General features: G+C 73.0%; 15 protein-coding genes and 3 tRNA genes. 7 read left to right on the forward strand and 11 right to left on the reverse strand.

Annotation, left to right across the window (positions count from 1 at the left end):
* Positions 1 to 34: 34 nt before the first annotated feature.
* The 5 genes from nadE (at position 35) to HDA34_RS06165 (ending at position 6,352) form a co-directional block, all read left to right on the forward strand.
* Positions 35 to 943, forward strand: coding sequence for an NAD(+) synthase (gene nadE / locus HDA34_RS06145; RefSeq protein WP_036316784.1), 909 nt, complete (start codon positions 35 to 37; stop codon positions 941 to 943).
* Between the two features lie 44 nt (positions 944 to 987).
* Positions 988 to 1,815, forward strand: a complete 828-nt coding sequence (locus HDA34_RS06150) for an exodeoxyribonuclease III (protein WP_036316782.1) — start codon at positions 988 to 990, stop codon at positions 1,813 to 1,815.
* Positions 1,816 to 1,833: 18 nt separating this feature from the next.
* Complete coding sequence (locus HDA34_RS06155; protein WP_036383519.1) at positions 1,834 to 2,736, forward strand: DUF8083 family protein; 903 nt, start codon at positions 1,834 to 1,836, stop codon at positions 2,734 to 2,736.
* Positions 2,737 to 2,850: 114 nt separating this feature from the next.
* Positions 2,851 to 4,674, forward strand: coding sequence for a glycoside hydrolase family 13 protein (locus tag HDA34_RS06160; RefSeq protein WP_036383521.1), 1,824 nt, complete (start codon positions 2,851 to 2,853; stop codon positions 4,672 to 4,674).
* Positions 4,675 to 4,885: 211 nt separating this feature from the next.
* Entirely contained in the window at positions 4,886 to 6,352 is a 1,467-nt protein-coding gene (locus HDA34_RS06165) for an amino acid permease (RefSeq protein WP_036383523.1), read from the forward strand.
* Positions 6,353 to 6,436: 84 nt separating this feature from the next.
* Here HDA34_RS06165 and HDA34_RS06170 read toward each other — a convergent pair whose 3' ends face one another.
* Positions 6,437 to 8,296, reverse strand: a complete 1,860-nt coding sequence (locus HDA34_RS06170; RefSeq protein ID WP_036383525.1) for a BCCT family transporter — start codon at positions 8,294 to 8,296, stop codon at positions 6,437 to 6,439.
* 201 nt (positions 8,297 to 8,497) lie between these two features.
* Between HDA34_RS06170 and HDA34_RS06175 the strand changes: the two genes are divergently transcribed.
* Positions 8,498 to 8,764, forward strand: a complete 267-nt coding sequence (locus tag HDA34_RS06175) for a hypothetical protein (RefSeq protein ID WP_041103606.1) — start codon at positions 8,498 to 8,500, stop codon at positions 8,762 to 8,764.
* A 7-nt stretch (positions 8,765 to 8,771) separates the two neighbouring features.
* Here HDA34_RS06175 and HDA34_RS06180 read toward each other — a convergent pair whose 3' ends face one another.
* The 4 genes from HDA34_RS06180 to HDA34_RS06195 form a co-directional block, all read right to left on the reverse strand.
* Positions 8,772 to 9,386, reverse strand: a complete 615-nt coding sequence (locus tag HDA34_RS06180) for a cysteine hydrolase family protein (RefSeq protein WP_095353589.1) — start codon at positions 9,384 to 9,386, stop codon at positions 8,772 to 8,774.
* A gap of 92 nt (positions 9,387 to 9,478) precedes the next feature.
* A tRNA-Phe gene (locus tag HDA34_RS06185) sits at positions 9,479 to 9,554 on the reverse strand.
* Between the two features lie 72 nt (positions 9,555 to 9,626).
* A tRNA-Asp gene (locus HDA34_RS06190) sits at positions 9,627 to 9,700 on the reverse strand.
* 116 nt (positions 9,701 to 9,816) lie between these two features.
* A tRNA-Glu gene (locus HDA34_RS06195) sits at positions 9,817 to 9,889 on the reverse strand.
* Between the two features lie 125 nt (positions 9,890 to 10,014).
* On the opposite strand from HDA34_RS06195, the gene HDA34_RS06200 reads away from it, so the two are divergent.
* Positions 10,015 to 10,410, forward strand: a complete 396-nt coding sequence (locus HDA34_RS06200) for a metallopeptidase family protein (RefSeq protein WP_095353590.1) — start codon at positions 10,015 to 10,017, stop codon at positions 10,408 to 10,410.
* A 7-nt stretch (positions 10,411 to 10,417) separates the two neighbouring features.
* Here the strand turns inward: HDA34_RS06200 and HDA34_RS06205 are convergent, their stop codons facing one another.
* From HDA34_RS06205 to HDA34_RS06230, 6 genes are all read right to left on the reverse strand, one after another.
* Positions 10,418 to 11,392, reverse strand: coding sequence for a universal stress protein (locus HDA34_RS06205; protein WP_095353591.1), 975 nt, complete (start codon positions 11,390 to 11,392; stop codon positions 10,418 to 10,420).
* A 60-nt stretch (positions 11,393 to 11,452) separates the two neighbouring features.
* Positions 11,453 to 12,382 (reverse strand): spermidine synthase, encoded by a 930-nt coding sequence (locus HDA34_RS06210; RefSeq protein WP_119217608.1) that lies wholly within the window; start codon positions 12,380 to 12,382, stop codon positions 11,453 to 11,455.
* Positions 12,379 to 12,942: a GNAT family N-acetyltransferase gene (locus HDA34_RS06215; RefSeq protein ID WP_095353593.1), complete on the reverse strand. Its 564-nt coding sequence runs from the start codon at positions 12,940 to 12,942 to the stop codon at positions 12,379 to 12,381. The genes HDA34_RS06210 and HDA34_RS06215 overlap by 4 nt, the downstream gene beginning before the upstream one ends.
* 109 nt (positions 12,943 to 13,051) lie before the next feature.
* The gene (locus HDA34_RS06220; protein ID WP_036383533.1) at positions 13,052 to 13,429 is read right to left on the reverse strand and encodes a thiamine-binding protein; all 378 of its coding nucleotides are present in this window, start codon (positions 13,427 to 13,429) and stop codon (positions 13,052 to 13,054) included.
* Between the two features lie 31 nt (positions 13,430 to 13,460).
* Positions 13,461 to 14,801 carry an Nramp family divalent metal transporter gene (locus HDA34_RS06225; RefSeq protein ID WP_095353594.1) on the reverse strand — a complete coding sequence of 447 codons (1,341 nt, stop codon included), beginning with the start codon at positions 14,799 to 14,801 and terminating at the stop codon, positions 13,461 to 13,463.
* Between the two features lie 83 nt (positions 14,802 to 14,884).
* Positions 14,885 to 16,639, reverse strand: a complete 1,755-nt coding sequence (locus HDA34_RS06230; protein WP_044658639.1) for a dipeptide ABC transporter ATP-binding protein — start codon at positions 16,637 to 16,639, stop codon at positions 14,885 to 14,887.
* Between the last annotated feature and the right edge of the window lie 2 nt (positions 16,640 to 16,641).

Genomic DNA, 16,641 nt, shown 5'->3' on the forward strand with positions numbered 1-16,641 from the left:
CCCCGTGCGCGGGGCCGGTCCTACGCTGACCGGCATGCGTGAACTCCAGCAGCGGATCATCGCCCAGCAGGGCGTCCTCCCCGAGATCGACCCGGCGGCCGAAGTCGAACGGCGCGTGGCCTTCCTCGCCGACTACCTCGCGGCCACGGGCGCGTCCGGCTTCGTCCTGGGCATCTCCGGCGGCGTGGACTCCACGGTGGGCGGCCGGCTGGCCCAGCTCGCCGTCGAGCGTCGCCGCGCCCAGCTCGGCGTCCCGGACGCCGTCGCCCTGGGCGGCCCCGGCACCACCCCGCCGGGTGAGGCGGGGGTGGGCGCCGACGTCGTGCCCTCCCGCGAGAACCCCCGGTTCACCGCCGTGCGCCTGCCCTACAAGGTGCAGCACGACGAGGCGGATGCCCGGGCCGCCATGGACTTCGTGGGCGCGGACCAGGACGTCACCCTGAACATCGCGGAGGCCGTGCAGGGTCTGGCCGCCGCCTTCGCCGAGGCCGTGGGGGAGCCGATCTCGGACTACAACCAGGGCAACGTGAAGGCCCGCATCCGCATGACGGCCCAGTACGCGGTGGCCGGCGCCCACGGGCAGCTGGTGATCGGCACGGACCAGGCGGCGGAGGCCATCACGGGCTTCTACACGAAGTTCGGCGACGGCGGCGCGGACGTCCTGCCGCTGGCTGGCCTGAACAAGCGGCAGGTGCGGGCGCTGGGCCGCGAACTCGGCGCCCCCGAGCCCCTGTGGAACAAGGTGCCCACCGCGGACCTGCTGGACGGCACGCCGGGCCAGACGGACGAGGCCGAACTCGGGATGACGTACGAGGACATCGACGACTACCTCGAGGGCAAGGACGTCCCTACCGAGGTCGCGGAGAAGCTCGAGGGCATCTGGCTCCGCAGCCGCCACAAGCGCACCACGCCGGTGACGATCCACGACGACTGGTGGCGCTGAGGCGCCGATCCCACGGTGTCCGCGCCCTTCGATAGCCTGGCCGGGTGAAGATCGCCACCTGGAACGTCAACTCCCTCCGTGCCCGCGCCGACCGCGTCGAGGCCTTCCTCGAGCGCCATGACATCGACGTCCTGGCCATCCAGGAGACCAAGTGCCGGGACGAGAACTTCCCGTGGGAGCTCTTCGAGCGCGCCGGCTACGAGGTGGTGCACAACGGCACCTCGCAGTGGAACGGCGTGGCCATCGCCTCCCGCGTCGGCCTGAGCGACGTGCAGCGCGGCTTCCCCGGCCAGCCGCACTTCGGCAAGGGCGGCGTGGACCCGCAGGAGGAGTCCCGCGCCATCGGGGCGACCGTGGGCGCGGAGGCGGCCGACGGCGTCGCCCCGGTGCGCCTGTGGAGCCTGTACGTGCCCAACGGGCGCGGCCTGGAGAACGAGCACATGGGCTACAAGCTCGAGTGGCTGCGCGTGCTCCAGGAGCACGCGGCCGCTCGCCTCGCCGAGGACCCGGACACCCGGCTCGCCCTGACCGGCGACTGGAACATCGCTCCGCAGGACGAGGACGTGTGGGACATCGAGCTGTTCCAGCGCGAGGGCTACACGCACGTCTCCCCGGCCGAGCGCGCGGCGTTCCACGCGTTCGAGGACGCCGGGCTGGTGGACGTGGTGCGCCCGCGCCACCCCGGCCCCGGCGTGTACACGTACTGGGACTACACGGGCCTGGCCTTCCCCAAGAAGAAGGGCATGCGCATCGACTTCCAGCTGTGCTCCCCCGCCCTCGCACGGACGGTCACGGACGCCTGGATCGACCGCGAGGAGCGCAAGGGCAAGGGCGCCTCGGACCACGCGCCCGTGGTCGTCGAGCTGGGCTGAGCCACGGATGAGCCCGCGATGACCCACGACGACGGCGGCCCGCCCCCGGGTGTCGCGCGCGGCACCGCGCACCTGCGCGTCTTCCAGCCGCTGGCCACGTTCCCGGACGCGGTCCAGGCGCGGCTGATCGCCGGCGGCCACCGCACCCGTGCCGAGGTCGAGGCCGAGGCGGCCGAACGGGCCCGGCGTCGCCTGGCCCGGCCCGTGGCCGACCCGTTCCCGGAACCCGGTGAGGACGACCTGGTGCGGGTCCTCCAGGACGAGCACCGCTCCGCCTTCTACTGCCCGGACGAGCGGGGCCTGCGCGCCGAGATGGCCGCGGCCATGCTCGAGGAGACGATGCTGCCGCGGCTGCACGAGGCCGCCATCCCGCCGGCGGCGCGCGCCATGAACCGCGGCCGCGCGCTCGTGGCGCTCGAGGACGAGTGGGGCCTCTCCCCCGACCCGGACGCGGCGGGCCAGGACCCGCAGGACGAGGGCGGCGCGCCGGAGCACCACCGCGTGCAGACGCGCACGGCCACGTGGGGTGTGCCGCACGGCTGGCTCACGGTGTTCGACCCCGAGGAGCCGGTGAAGCGCCTCGTGGACGGCGAGCGCACGGCGTACCGGCGCGCCCCGATCGTGGCCGCCCGGGAGCGGGCCGGGCACGCGGCGGCGGTGCTCGCGCGGCACGCCCCGGATGCGGAGCTGATCGGCGAGCTCACGGTGATGGTGGAGTGGCTCGGCGCGTTCCACCCCGACTCGTGGATCGAGCTGGACTACGGCGGCCTCACGCGGCACGTGTGGCCGGACGACTCCGTCTTCGACCTGTGGACGCTCATCGACGCGCTCGAGGAGGGCGACGAGGCGACCGCCGGCGTCGCACAGGAACGACTGAACCGGCGCTGGGCCGCCGTCGGGATGCTGGCCAGGCTGACCTGAGCCGGCCGCCGGCGCACCGGGGTGGGGCCGACCCGGGTGCTCGAGACGCACACCACGCCGCCGACGCCGCCCACGCGGGGCGCGCGCCCCGGCGTCGGGCCTAGGGTGGATCCCATGACCACGCAGCGCCTGAGCACCCCGCCCTCGGAAGCCCGGAACCGGCCCGTCACGCCGTGGTGGGTGGACGCCGTGATCTACCAGGTGTACCCGCGCTCCTTCGCGGACGCGGACGGGGACGGCATGGGCGACCTGCGCGGCGTCACCTCGCGCCTCGACTACCTGGCCCAGCTCGGCGTGGACGCGATCTGGCTCTCGCCCTTCTACCTCTCCCCGCAGCACGACGCCGGCTACGACGTCGCGGACTACCGCGCCGTGGACCCGCGGTTCGGCACGCTCGCGGACGCGGACGAGATGATCGCCGCCGCGCACGAGGCCGGCATCCGCGTGGTCGTGGACCTCGTGCCGAACCACACCTCGTCCGAGCACGCGTGGTTCCAGGCCGCCCTGGCCGCCGGCCCCGGCTCCCCCGAGCGCGCCCGCTACCACTTCGCCGAGGGCCGCGGCGAGCACGGCGAGCTGCCCCCCAACAACTGGGAGTCCACGTTCGGCGGCGGGGCCTGGACCCGCGTGACCGAGGCGGACGGCACCCCGGGCCAGTGGTACCTGCACCTGTTCGACACCACGCAGCCGGACCTGAACTGGGAGAACGAGGAGGTGCGTGAGGAGTTCCGCTCCATCCTGCGGTTCTGGCTGGACCGCGGCGTGGACGGCTTCCGGGTGGACGTGGCCCACGGGCTCATCAAGCAGCCCGGCTACCCGGACGCCGAGCACTCCCGCATGGGCATGGTCACGGACGCGGGCGAGGACGCCGACCCCACGTTCGACCCGGACACCTTCGAGCCGCTCACCCCGTTCATGGACCAGGACCGCGTCCACGAGGTCTACCGGGACTGGCGGCGGGTCCTGGACTCCTACGACCACGAGCCGATGATGGTGGCCGAGGCGTGGGTGGCCCCGCTCTCGCGGATGTTCCGGTACGTCCGCCCCGGCGAGATGCACCAGACCTTCAACTTCACCTACCTCATGGCCGGCTGGGACGCCGCCTCGCTGACCCACGCGATCGACCGGTCCTTCGAGCAGGCCGGCCGGGTCGGCGCCCCGAACACCTGGGTGCTCTCGAACCACGACACGGTGCGCCACGCCTCCCGCTACGGCCTCGCCGACCCGAGCTCCTACCCCGCCGGCATCACGGCCGAGGACGAGCAGCCAGACGAGGCGGTCGGTCGCCGTCGGGCCCGCGCCGCCGCGATGGTGGAGCTGGGCCTGCCCGGCTCCGCGTACATCTACCAGGGCGACGAGCTGGGCCTGCCCGAGCACACCACCCTCGCCGCCGAGCACCGCCAGGACCCGTACTTCTTCCGCACGGACGGCAAGGAGCCCGGCCGCGACGGCTGCCGCATCCCTCTGCCGTGGGCCGCCGACGAGCCGTCCTACGGCTTCTCGACCCCCGCGGACGACGACGGCCCCGCGTCCGCCGCCGAGGGCGTCGCCGCGCCGTGGCTGCCCCAGCCCGCGTCCTTCCGAGCGCTGGCGGCGGACCGGCAGGTCGGCGTCGAGGGCTCCGTGTTCGAGCTGTACCGGCGTCTGCTGCAGATCCGCGGCGAGCTCGACCTGGGCACGGGCACGTTCGCGTGGTCCGAGCACCACGACCCCACACGCGGCGTGCTGGCGTTCACGGTCACCTCGGGCGGTGGCCGGCACCTGGGCTCGGGCGAGCCGATCCCGGCGCGCACCGTGCTCGTGATGGCGAACCTGTCGACCGAGCCCGTCGACCTGCCCGCGAACCATTCCCGGGCCCTGTTCTCCCTCGAGGAGGCGGAGGCCGTGCAGGACGGGCGGCTCGCGCACGACGCCGCCGCGTGGCTGCTCATGGACTGAGCCCGGCGCGCCCCGGGACCCGCCGGGGCGCCACGGACCTTCCGCGGGGAATCCGCGGTGGGCGAGGTCACATCATCCGGCCTGGCCGGACGAACGCGACGTAACGTCCACGATGACTTGCATCACACCGGACAAAGTGGCATGAACGCTGTATCACGAGTCACCATGGCGTGTCCTGATCCACCCCCCCCCCTTCGAGCGGAGACTTCACGTGAGCACCTCCCCCTCCGGCTCCCGCGTCGCCGAGACCGGCGCGGCCACCGCGGACCGCGGGCAGCTGCACCGCGGCCTGAGCCAGCGGCACATCATGTTCATCGCCCTGGGCACGGCGGTGGGCACCGGCCTCTTCTACGGCTCGGCCGGCGGCATCCAGGCCGCCGGGCCGGGCGTGATCCTGTCCTTCCTCGTCGCGGGCGCCGCCGTGTTCCTCGTGATGCGCGCCCTCGGCGAGATGACGCTCCGGGAGCCCGTCTCCGGGTCCTTCGCCGCCTACGCCTCCCGTTATCTCGGCCCCTTCGCCGGCTACGTGACCGGCTGGACCTTCGTCTTCGAGCTGGCCGTCGTGATCGTCGCGGACACCGCCGCCATCACCACGTACATGGCGTTCTGGTTCCCGGGGGTCCCGGCCTGGGCCTGGGTCGCGGCCACGATCCTCGTGGTCGGCCTGATCAACTTCACGCACGTCGGCAACTTCGGTGAGGCCGAGTTCTGGCTGACGCTCGTGAAGGTCGGGGCCATCGTGGCGATGATCTTCGGCGGTGTGATCCTGCTCTTCACCGGCGCCTCCACCGCGGACGGCACCCAGGCCAGCCTGGCGAACCTCGTGGACCACGGCGGATTCCTGCCGCACGGCATCCTGGGCGTGCTGACCGCGCTCACCATCGTGACGTTCTCCTTCGGCGGCATCGAGACCCTCGGCGTGGCCGCGGGCGAGGCCAAGAACCCGGAGAAGGTGCTGCCCAAGGCCATCAACACGGTGCCGATCCGCATCCTGTTGTTCTACGTGCTGACGATGGCGGTCATCATGGCCCTCGTCCCCTGGAACCAGGTGGACGGCAAGGCCAGCCCGTTCGTGCAGATCTTCGAGGGCCTCGGCGTCCCCTTCGCCCCGCACCTGCTGAACTTCGTGGTGCTCACCGCCGCCGTCTCCGCGATCAACGCCTGCATCTACGCGTCCGGTCGCCTGCTCTACGCGATGGCCCACGACGGCCAGGCACCCCGGGCCTTCACCCACACCAACCGCGGCGGCGTGCCGTGGCTGTCCGTGGCCGTGATGCTGGGCGTGATGGTGCTCGGCGCGGTGCTGATCACCGTGGACCCGAACGCCTTCAGCCTGGTGGCCGGCGTCGCCTCGTTCGCCGTGGTGCTGACCTGGGCCATGATCTTCCTGTCCCACCGCGCCATGCGCAGGCGCGTCGCGGAGCAGGGCGCGGAGCCGTCCCCCTTCCCCATGCCGCTGGGCGGCGTCGGCACCTACCTGGGCCTGGCGTTCGTGGCCACCGTGGTGATCACCATGGCCACCATCCCGGATTCGCGCCAGGCGCTCATCATCGGTCTCGTGTGGGTCGCGGTCCTGACCCTCGCCTGGTTCGTCACGGGCACCCGCACGTCGGCCGCGGCCCACGACCGCACCGGCACCCTGCCGGTGGTCCGCACCCGCCAGTCCCACGAGGACTGACCCCCACGACGACGACGGCCCCTGTCCCGCGCGGGACAGGGGCCGTTCTCGTCGGGGCCGGGAGGTCGCCCGGGAGGCCGGACGTCAGTGCTCGTGGCGGCGCAGCCGGGGGCGGCGGGGCCCCTCTGAGGCCGGGACGCCGGCGGCCGCATCGGCGATCCGCTGCTGGTGGTCCCGGCTGAGCGAGGCCCACCACTGCGAGGCCGCCACGGGGCCGGCGTCGACCACCTCGTCGTCGTCGGACTCGAGGCCCAGGCGGTCCTTGATGGAGGCCAGCATGGCCTGGCGGCGCACCGCCTCCACCCGCGCCACGGAGTAGCCGAGCGAGCGGAACGTGGCCAGGCAGATCAGCAGCATCAGCACGGAGAACGGCAGGCCGATGGTGATGGCCAGGACCTGGATCGCGGACAGGCCGCCCGCGGCCAGCAGTGCCGCGGCCATGAGCGAGGTGGCGATGGCGAAGAAGATCTTCACCGTGGCCTTCGGGTTCACGTCGCCGCCGGTGGCGAGCATGCCCATCACGAGCGAGCCCGAGTCGGCGGAGGTGATGAAGAAGATGCCCGAGAGGATGATGGCGCCGACCACGAGCATCATGCCCGCGGGCAGCTGCTCGAGCACCTGGAACAGCGCGGTGTTCGAGTCGATGGCGCCGTCCGCGCCCACCACGGAGGTGTACCCGGCCGGGCGGGTGGTCTCGAGGAAGATCGCGGTGCCGCCCAGGATGCCGAACCAGACCACGCAGACCAGGGTGGGCACCAGCAGCACGCCGGCGATGAACTCGCGCACGGTGCGACCGCGCGAGATGCGGGCGATGAAGATGCCGACGAACGGCGTCCAGGACATCCACCAGCCCCAGTAGTACGCGCTCCAGCCGGCCTGCCACGCGTCGCCCTCGGCGCCATAGAACGCGGAGACGTTGAGCGAGTTCGCGAAGAAGTACTGCATGTAGGAGCCGAGGGACTGCACCATCTCCTTGAACAGGAACGCGGTGGGCCCCACGATCGCGATGAACAGCAGCAGGCCGGCGGCCAGGATCAGGTTGGTGTTGGACAGCCACTTCATGCCGCGCTCCACGCCGGAGACCACGGTGTAGAGCACCACGCAGGTGACCGCGCCGATCATGGCGTACTCGAGCCAGGGGCTGTCCTCGGGCACGATGCCCAGCGCACGCAGGCCCGCGGACATCTGGGTGACGCCGAGGCCCAGCGAGGTGGCCACGCCGAAGACGGTGCCGATGAGGGCGATGTTGTCGATCAGGTGGCCCCAGCCGCCGCGCACGCGGCGCTCGCCGATCAGCGGCTCGAAGGCCCAGCGCAGCGCGAGGGGACGGCCACGCCGGTGGATGGCCAGCGCGACCGCCACGCCCACCACCGCGTAGATCGCCCAGGGCTGCAGGCCCCAGTGCAGGAACGTGGTGGCCAGCGCCGACTGGGCGGCCTCCGCCTGGGTGGGGTTGGCGGCCGCCAGGTCGGGCCGCGGCGAGGTGAAGTGCATGAGCGGCTCGGTCATGCCGAAGAACACGAGGCCGATGCCCATGCCCGCCGCGAAGAGCAGGGAGAACCAGGACAGCGTGGAGAACTCGGGCTTCTCATCGGGCTTGCCCAGGGTGATGTCGCCCTTGCGGGAGAACGCGAGGTAGCCGCAGAACAGCACGAAGAACAGGGCGACGAGGGCGTACCACCACGAGAAGTTCGTGATGATGGCCTGCTGGACCAGGCTGATGCCCACGGTCATCTGCTCGGGGGCGAGCAGCGTGGCCACCACGAAGGAGAGCACGATGACCGCGGAGGGCCAGAACACCCACGGCAGCAGGACGCGATCGCGGTCGGCCGCGGCGGAGGTGGCAGGGGCGACGCCGGCGTCGGGGGCGGTCGCCGAGGACGGATGGTTCCCGGGTTGCTCGGGGATCATGGGCTCGGTCGAGGGCGGTGTCGGATCGCTCATCCTCCCGACCCTACGTGGTCCCGCACGCCGGCTCCCCGCCTGAGGCGCGGCCGAGTGGACGGTCTCACCCGGCGGGGTGACCGCGCCCACGGCCCCGGCGCGGGCGCCCCCTGGTGAGGCGTGGGCGGCCTCACTAGGGTGTGGGGCACCACGACGACGGCGGCGCCGGACGGGCCCGCCCGCGAGAGGAAGGACCGCACCATGACCGACGTCCCCTTCGAGGACCGCGAGGACGAACGAGAGCTCGAGACGGACCTGCTCGCCGATCCCAACGCCGCCGGCGACCCCGAGCCGGAGGACGGCCGCGACGGCCAGCCCGTGCGCGGCGGCTCGGACGACCCGCAGCACCGGGCCGGGGAGGGACGTGCCCCGGACTCCCTGCGCAATGCGGAGTCCGCCGCCATGCACATCGAGGAGGACGCCCAGGACCGCACGCGTGCGGACGAGGGCGACGTCGAGATCCTGTGACCGCCCCTCAGCCCCGGTCGGGGACGAGGCCGGTGCGCAGGAGGGTGAGTGCCTCGTCCTGCCCGAGGAGCGGCTGACGCATCTCGGCGCGGAGGAAGTCGAGCATCGCGGCGGCCAGCGCCGGCTCTTCGGAGGCGATCGCGTCCGTCGCGATCGCGGCGTGGAAGTCGAGGGCGAACGCGGCCGTGGCGGTCTCGGCGATGCAGCTGTGGGTGGAGACGCCGCACAGCAGGAGCCGATCCACCCCGCGGCCCCGCAGCTCGGCCGCCAGTCCCGTGCCGTGGAAGGCGGAGTCCCGGGTCTTCACGACCTCGACGGCGTCCGGGGCGGCCGCCGCGACCCCGTCGAGCAGAGCCGCCTGCCGGGTGCCCGGGAAGGCGAAGCCCTCGCCGTCGGCCAGCATGTTCAACGTCCACGTGGAGCGGTCCCGCGCGTGCTCGGTCCGCACCAGGAAGACGGGACGGCCGGCCTCGCGCGCGGTCCGGAGCAGTTCCACGACCGCCGCCGTCAGCTCGGCCTGCTGGGCGGCCAGCGCGGGATGCTCGAAGTAGCTGTGCTGGACGTCGATCACCACAAGCGCGGTCTCGCCGCCGGTCGCGCGGGCGGAGGGGGAATCGGGCATCGAACCAGTGTGCCCACCGCGTCGCCGCCTGTCAGTGGCTCGTCGCCCCGGACGACGAAGGCCCCCCGCGTCTGCGGGGGGCCTTCTCGAAGTGGTGGCTCCGACCGGCGTCGATCCGGTGACCTTACGATTTTCAGTCGTACGCTCTACCAACTGAGCTACAGAGCCCGGCGACCTTCGTCACCAGGACCATGCGTCACCGGACTCCGTTTCCGAATGCCGGTGATCGGACGATCCGAGCGACCCTGACGGGACTTGAACCCGCGACCTCCGCCGTGACAGGGCGGCGCGCTAACCAACTGCGCTACAGGGCCATGTTCTGTTGTTCTCGCCGCTTTCGCAACGAGTGGAAACTCTAGCAGAGCCTCCGAGCGTCGTGCAAGTCCACGCTCCACGTGCCGTTCCGGCCGCCGAGGGCGGCCGTTCTGCGTACCCCCAACGGGATTCGAACCCGTGTCGCCGCCGTGAAAGGGCGGTGTCCTAGGCCTCTAGACGATAGGGGCAGGTCCGGTGTCGAGATTCCCGAGGTGGACCCTGGGAGTCTATGGTGGCCGCACACCCTCCGGCAAGTCCGGCCGCCGGCCGGCCGCCCTCCGCACCGCGGAGCCCCGCACCCCCAGGAGCCGCCGTGGACCACCGCCCGTCGCCCGAGCAGCCCGCCGCCACGTGGATGAGCGAGCAGGAGTTCGACGACGCCGTCTCCGCGGCCCTCACCCGCATCCCGGACGAGCTGGCGCGGCTGCTGACGAACGTCGTCGTGGTGGTGGAGGACGAGTACGAGCCGCAGCGCTGGGAGGACCCGGCCACCGAGCTGTTCGGCCTCTACGAGGGCGTGCCGCTGACCGAGCGCGCCGAGCTCGCGTGGCAGATGCCGGACCGGATCGTGGTGTTCCGCGGCCCGCTCACCCGCCACTGCACCTCCCGCGCCGAGCTCGAGGACGAGATCACCGTCACCGTCATGCACGAGGTGGGGCATTTCTTCGGCATCTCCGAGGAGCGCCTCCACGAGCTCGGCTGGGGCTGAGCGCCGGTCAGGACTCCGGCTGGTCCTGGACCGGGCCGAACGAGGCGCGACGGCCGAGGCGGACGTCCTCGCGGAACGGGACGACGAGCACCGGGCCCTTCGCGTGGTCCGCGACGCCGCGGCTCGTGGAGCCGACGATCGCACCGGCGAAGCCGCCCAGACCGCGCGTGCCCACCACGGTGAGGCAGGCGGTGGCGCTCTGGTCCACCAACACGTCCACGGGGGTGCCGTCCACGAGCTCGGTGAGGACCTCGAGGCCGGGGAACTCGGAGCTGATCCACGCGGCGCCGGCGTCGAGGCGCTCGCGCAGCTCCCGCTCGCGGGCCTCCTCGTCCAGGCTGACGGCCAGCCATGCGGCGTTCGCGCCCAGGGGCGGGACGGCGCACACGAGCTTCAGCGGGGCCTGGCGGAGGCGGGCCTCCTCAGCGGCCTCGAGAGCGGCGGCACGGCCCTGCTCGGAACCGTCGACGCCCACCACGACGGCGGTCCTGTCCCCCGCGCGGCTGGCCTCGACCCCGGCGGGGATGATGGCGACCGGACAGTGCGCGTGGCCGGGCAGCGCGGCGGCCACCGAGCCGAGCAGGCGGCCCATGAAGCCGCCGCGGCCGCGCGCGCCCGAGACGAGCAGGGAGGCCTCGGCGGAGAGCTCCACGAGGACGCCGGCCGCGTCCCCGATCTCCACACGCAGCTCCGGACGCACCCCGTCGGCGTCGAGCTTGCCGGCGACCTCCTCCAGGAGGGCCTGCACGCCCTCGCGGAGACGGGAGTCGTCCAGGACGGCGCCGCCGGCGTCCGCGCCGTAACCCCAGTACGCGGGGATCGAGTAGGCGGTGACGAGGGTCAGCGGCTCGCCGCGCAGGCCGGCCTCGCGCTGGGCCCAGCGGGCGGCGGAGACGGACTGGTCGGAGCCGTCCACACCCACCAGGACGCCGAGCGGTGCGTCCTCACGGCGGGTGGCGGCGGGCTGGGTCTGGGCGGACATGGCGACCTCCTCGAGTCGGACTCGACGGGCCCCGGGCGGACCCGGCCGAGTGCCTCCAGTCTACGCCTCGGGGCCCGGGACGAGTCCCGTGATCCCGGGCGCGACGCCCGCGGGGAAGCCGCGTGGATCCTCCGCGAGCCGGGCCGGGAAGGCGTCCATGCGCAGGGCACGGGCCAGGCGGTCGCGGGGGTCGGAGCCGGGCGGGGCGTCCGCGGCGGGGCGGGCCACGGGGGCGTCCGAGGCCGCCACGATGACGTTGCCGCGGCGCCGCCCCTTGAGCATGGGCGGATCCGCGATCACCTCGACGTGCTCGAACGCGGCGACGACGGCGGCCACGTCCGCCCGCACCGACGTCAGGTCCGGCCCGCCGCCCACGTTGAGCACGTACAGCCCGCCGGGGGCGAGGACCCGCGCGGCGGCGCGGGCCGCGTCCAGGCCGGTGAGGCCCGGCGGGGTGATGTGGCGGGCGCCCGTCAGGTCCGTGGGGTCCGGGGCGAAGACGTCGCGGATGATCAGGTCGCGGCTGGCCGGGTGGGCCGTGGCCAGGACCTCGGCGGCGTCGGCCACGCGGATGCGCAGGGCCGGGGCGCGGGGCAGGCCGAAGCGCTCACGCGCGAGGGCGGCCAGGCCGGCGTCGATCTCCACCGCGGTCTGGTGGGAGCCCGGGTACGCGTGGTCCACCCAGCGGGCGAGCGCGCAGCCCGCGCCGCCCAGGTGCAGGGCCCGCAGGGGCGTGGGCTCCGGCCAGTGCGCCCGGACGGCCGCGGCGGCCCAGCGCATGTACTCGAAGGCCATGCGCTCGGGGCGCTCGGGGTCCAGCGGCGAGGACTCGACGCCGTTGACGTAGAGGATGAACGCGCCCGGCTCGAAGGCGTCCTCGCGGATCTCGGCGGTGCCGTGGGTGATCGCGTGGACGCCCGGCTCGATCCCGGCGGGGCCGGCGGCTCCGCCCGCGGCCCGGCCCCGGCGCGCCGACGACCGGCGGCTCACGCCGCACCGCCGTCGTGCGGGAGACGGCGCACCATCAGCTGCTCGTGCAGGCCGGCCCACGGGCCGGTCATCGGCTCCGGCGCCCCCACGGACGCGAAGCCGTGCTTGGCGTAGAACGCGACGGCCCGCGGATTCTCGGCGAGGACGCGCAGCACGGCGGGACGGTCGCCGACGACGGCGTCCAGCAGGCGCGCTCCCAGACCGGTGCCGTACGCCTCGGCCAGGACGTAGAGCACCATGAGCTCCACATCGGGCAGGTCGGCGGGCGATGCGGCCGCGTCGTCCGCGCCCGTCCGGCCCGTCTCCGCCGCCGAGCGACGCGGGCCCGCGAGCGCCACGCCGAGCAGCCGGCCGCCGTCGTCGGCGACCCAGAGGTCTCGGTCCGATCCGATCAGCGCGGTCCACACGGGCACGTCCTCTGGGATCCGGTCCTCGATCGCGTCCAGGTACGCGGACGGCAGGAGCGCGCCGTAGGCCTCCCGCCACGACCGCGCCTTGACGCGCAGCAGCGCCTCGACGTCCCCGGGGGCGGCGGGGCGCACGGTCACAGACTCAGGCACGGGCTGCTCCTCTGGGCCGCCGGCGCGGCGGCCATTTCTCGAACGAAAGCGCCTCGACACGCCGCCGTTTCTCGAACGAAAGCGTCCGGGGGGGCAGCGGGGAGGGGGGTCACCCGGCGTCGCCGTCGCGCGGGGCTGGGGCGGCGCGCCGCCCCTCGTCCTCGGCGAGGGCCGACTCGAGGCGCTCGAGCTTGCCGTCCAGCTCGCCGGTGCGGCCGGGGCGGATGTCCGCCTTCAGCACGAGCGAGACGCGTGTGCCGTACGGGGACACGGCGTCCACGGCGGCGCGCACGACCTCCATCACCTCGTCCCACTCCCCCTCGATCTCGGTGAACATCGAGGAGGTGCGGTGCGGCAGGCCGGAGGCGCGCACCACGGCGACGGCGGCCGCCACCGCCCGGTGCACGGACGCGGTGTCCGCGTCGCCGGGCAGGTGCTCGGCGTCGGCGGGTTGGCCGGAGGGGGCGACGGAGAAGGCGACGATCATGGCACCAGTGTGCCCCGCCCCCGCCGCCGGCTCACCCCCCGAGCACCGGCTGCAGGGCCTTGATCAGCTCGTTCACGCCGATCGCCACGAACACGGCCGCGGTCAGGCCCAACAGGGTGTTGCGGACCCAGCCGTTGCGGAACTGCCGCGGCACGTCCTTCGTGTTGTTGAGGAACAGCAGGGTCACGGCCAGGAACGGCATGAACAGGGCGCCGAGCGTGCCGTAGAGCAGGATCAGGAAGATCGGCCGGTCCAGGAACAGCAGCGCCATGGGCGGCAGGGTCAGCCACAGCAGGAAGAAGCGGCCGGGCTTCGAGGACAGCGACGGCGCGTCGTCCTGGTCCAGCTCCTCGGCGGGCCGGCGGAAGTTCGTCCAGAAGTCCGCGAACATCAGCGAGACGCCGTGCCACACGCCCAGCAGGGAGGAGAAGGACGCGGCGAAGAATCCGATGAGGAACACCGTGGACCACGCCGAGCCGTAGCGCTCGGCCAGCACGTCGCCGACGTCGAGCAGGCCCTTGTCGCCCGAGGAGATCGCCAGCCCCGCCGAGTGCAGCAGCTCCACGCCCATGACCATGGTGGCGATCACGAAGATGCCCGTGAGGATGTACGAGGTCGCATTGTCGAACCGCATGACCTTCAGGTACTTCGGGACGTTCCAGCCCTTCTCGCGCAGCCAGTAGCCGTAGGCCGCGAGCGTGATGGTGCCGCCGACGCCGCCGGCGAGGCCGAGCACGTAGAACATGGCCTGGGGATCGCCGGAGGGCAGGCGCGGCACGAGACCGGCCAGGATCGCGCCCAGGTTCGGAACGGTCAGTGCCGCCGAGAGCAGCACGGTCACGAACATGACGCCGATCAGCACCGTCATGAGCCACTCGATGAGCCGGTACCTGTCCAGCCAGACCAGCCCCAGGCCGATCAGGCCCGAGGCGATCGCGAACACCTTGCTGTCCACCCCGGGGAACAGCGCCGCGAGCGGCAGGGCGGTGGAGGACATCGCCGTCGCCCCGTACACGATGCCCCAGATGAGGATGTACGGGCCGAAGTACCAGGACGTCCAGGCCCCGAGGGTGCGCCAACCCTGGAAGATCGTCTTGCCGGTGGAGAGGTAGTAGCGGCCCACGCCCTCCACGAGCACGATCTTGAAGATCACGCCCAGCACCACGGCCCACAGCAGCATGTAGCCGTAGCGGGAGCCGGCGGTCAGGGTGGCCACCAGGTCCGCCGCGCCCACGCCCGTGGCCGCGGCGACGATGCCCGGGCCGAGGGAGTTCCAGCGCGGGCGGATCGGCGTCTCGTTCAGTTCGGCGTCGGTGAACCCGACGATGTCCGGGTTGTGCACGGGGCGCCCGGGGTCGACGGCGTGGGCCATGGGATGCTCCTGCGATCGGGGATGCGAGTGATGCAGCAAGTATCACGCACGGGGCGACGCCGCTCACATCACTCCGCGGTGCTTCACACGTGCGTCCCGTCCGCCTCCACCGCGATGCCCAGCTCGTTGCCCGGGATCGAGGCGAGCAGGCGGCGGGTGTACGGGTGCCGGGGGTTGGTGAAGACCTCCTCCGAGCTGGCCGCCTCCACCACCTCGCCGTCCTTCATGACGCACACGTAGTCGGAGATGAGCCGCACCACCGCCAGGTCGTGCGAGATGAACAGGTAGCTCAGCCCCAGCTCGTCCTGCAGGCGGCGCAGCAGCGTGAGGATCTGGTCCTGCACGAGCACGTCCAGCGCGGAGACCGGCTCGTCGCACACGATCAGCTCGGGGTTCAGCGCGAGCGCCCGGGCGATCGCCACGCGCTGGCGCTGTCCACCCGAGAGCTCGGCCGGGTACCGGCGGTGGAAGTGGGAGGGCAGGGCCACCTGGTCCATGAGCTCGAGCACGCGCGCCCGCCGCTGCGTGGCGTTGCCCCGCCGGTACGTCTGCAGCGGCTCCTCGATGATCCGGCCCACCGTGAACGAGGGGTTGAGCGAGGAGAAGGGGTCCTGGAACACGGCCTGCACGCGCTGCCGGAAGTCCTTGAGCCCCTCCCCCTTCAGCGCCAGCACATCCCTGCCCTCGAAGGTGATCTCGCCCGAGGTCGGCTCGATCAGCTTGAGCAGCATGCGCGCCGTCGTCGTCTTGCCGGAGCCGGACTCGCCGACGATCGAGACGGTCTTGCCGCGCGGGATCTTCAGGGAGACGTCCTTCACGGCGATGAAGTCCTCGTGCCCGCGCACGGGATAGACCTTCGTGAGGTCGCGAATCTCCACCAGCGGGGTGAGGTCCTGCTTCGCCAGGGCCACCGTGGTCAGGGCCGCGGTGTCGTCCTCGGCCAGGGCGACGGGCGCGGGATCGAAGGCCTCGGGCAGCAGGCGGGCCGCCGCCACCGACGGCGCGGCCGCCACGAGCGAGCGGGTGTAGGCGTGCTGCGGGTCCTCGAGGATGGCCCGCGCGTCGCCGGACTCCACCACGCGTCCGCGGTGCATCACCACGAGCTGCTGCGCCCGCTCGGCCGCGAGGCCGAGGTCATGGGTGATCAGCAGCACGGAGCTGCCGAGCTCGCGGGTCATCTCGCCGATCTGGTCCAGGATCACCTGCTGCACCGTCACGTCCAGGGCGGAGGTCGGCTCGTCCGCGATCAGCAGCTGCGGCCGGCACGCCAGGCCGATGGCGATCAGCACGCGCTGGCGCAGACCGCCCGAGAGCTCGTGCGGATACTGCTTGGCCCGTCGCGCGGGCTCGGGGATGCCGGCGCGCTCCATCACCTCGACGACGGCGGCCCCCACGTCCTTCTTCGTCGCCATGCCGTGGGTCAGCAGGGTCTCCCCGATCTGCTGACCCACCCGGGTCACGGGGTTGAGGTTGGACATCGGGTCCTGCGGCACCAGCCCGATCCGGCGGCCGCGGATGCGGCGCATCCGCGACTCGGGCAGGCCCACGAGCTCCTCGCCCGCGAAGCGGACGGAGCCTGCCGTGACCCGGCCGTTGCCGGGCAGCAGGCCGATCGCGGCCATCGCGGTGGTGGACTTGCCCGAGCCGGACTCGCCCACGATCGCCAGCGTGCCGCCGGCCGGGAGCGTGAGGGACGCGCCCTCCACGGCCTGCACGGTGCCCTGCTGGGTGGTGAACTCCACGTCCAGGTCGCGGATCTCCAGCAGGGGGGCGCCCGCCGCAGGGACCGCGGGCGCCGCGCCGGGGCCGGGTGCGCCGTCGTCGTGCTTGGGGTCCATGG

This window comes from Micrococcus luteus, assembly GCF_014138885.1.
Lineage (GTDB): Bacteria > Actinomycetota > Actinomycetes > Actinomycetales > Micrococcaceae > Micrococcus > Micrococcus luteus.

Coding starts and splice junctions, on each gene's coding strand:
- nadE (WP_036316784.1), top strand. CDS start 35: ATGCGTGAACTCCAGCAGCGGATCATCGCCCAGCAGGGCGTCCTCCCC.
- HDA34_RS06155 (WP_036383519.1), top strand. CDS start 1,834: ATGACCCACGACGACGGCGGCCCGCCCCCGGGTGTCGCGCGCGGCACC.
- HDA34_RS06160 (WP_036383521.1), top strand. CDS start 2,851: ATGACCACGCAGCGCCTGAGCACCCCGCCCTCGGAAGCCCGGAACCGG.
- HDA34_RS06170 (WP_036383525.1), bottom strand. CDS start 8,296: ATGAGCGATCCGACACCGCCCTCGACCGAGCCCATGATCCCCGAGCAA.
- HDA34_RS06175 (WP_041103606.1), top strand. CDS start 8,498: ATGACCGACGTCCCCTTCGAGGACCGCGAGGACGAACGAGAGCTCGAG.
- HDA34_RS06180 (WP_095353589.1), bottom strand. CDS start 9,386: ATGCCCGATTCCCCCTCCGCCCGCGCGACCGGCGGCGAGACCGCGCTT.
- HDA34_RS06205 (WP_095353591.1), bottom strand. CDS start 11,392: ATGTCCGCCCAGACCCAGCCCGCCGCCACCCGCCGTGAGGACGCACCG.
- HDA34_RS06220 (WP_036383533.1), bottom strand. CDS start 13,429: ATGATCGTCGCCTTCTCCGTCGCCCCCTCCGGCCAACCCGCCGACGCC.
- HDA34_RS06225 (WP_095353594.1), bottom strand. CDS start 14,801: ATGGCCCACGCCGTCGACCCCGGGCGCCCCGTGCACAACCCGGACATC.
- HDA34_RS06230 (WP_044658639.1), bottom strand. CDS start 16,639: ATGGACCCCAAGCACGACGACGGCGCACCCGGCCCCGGCGCGGCGCCC.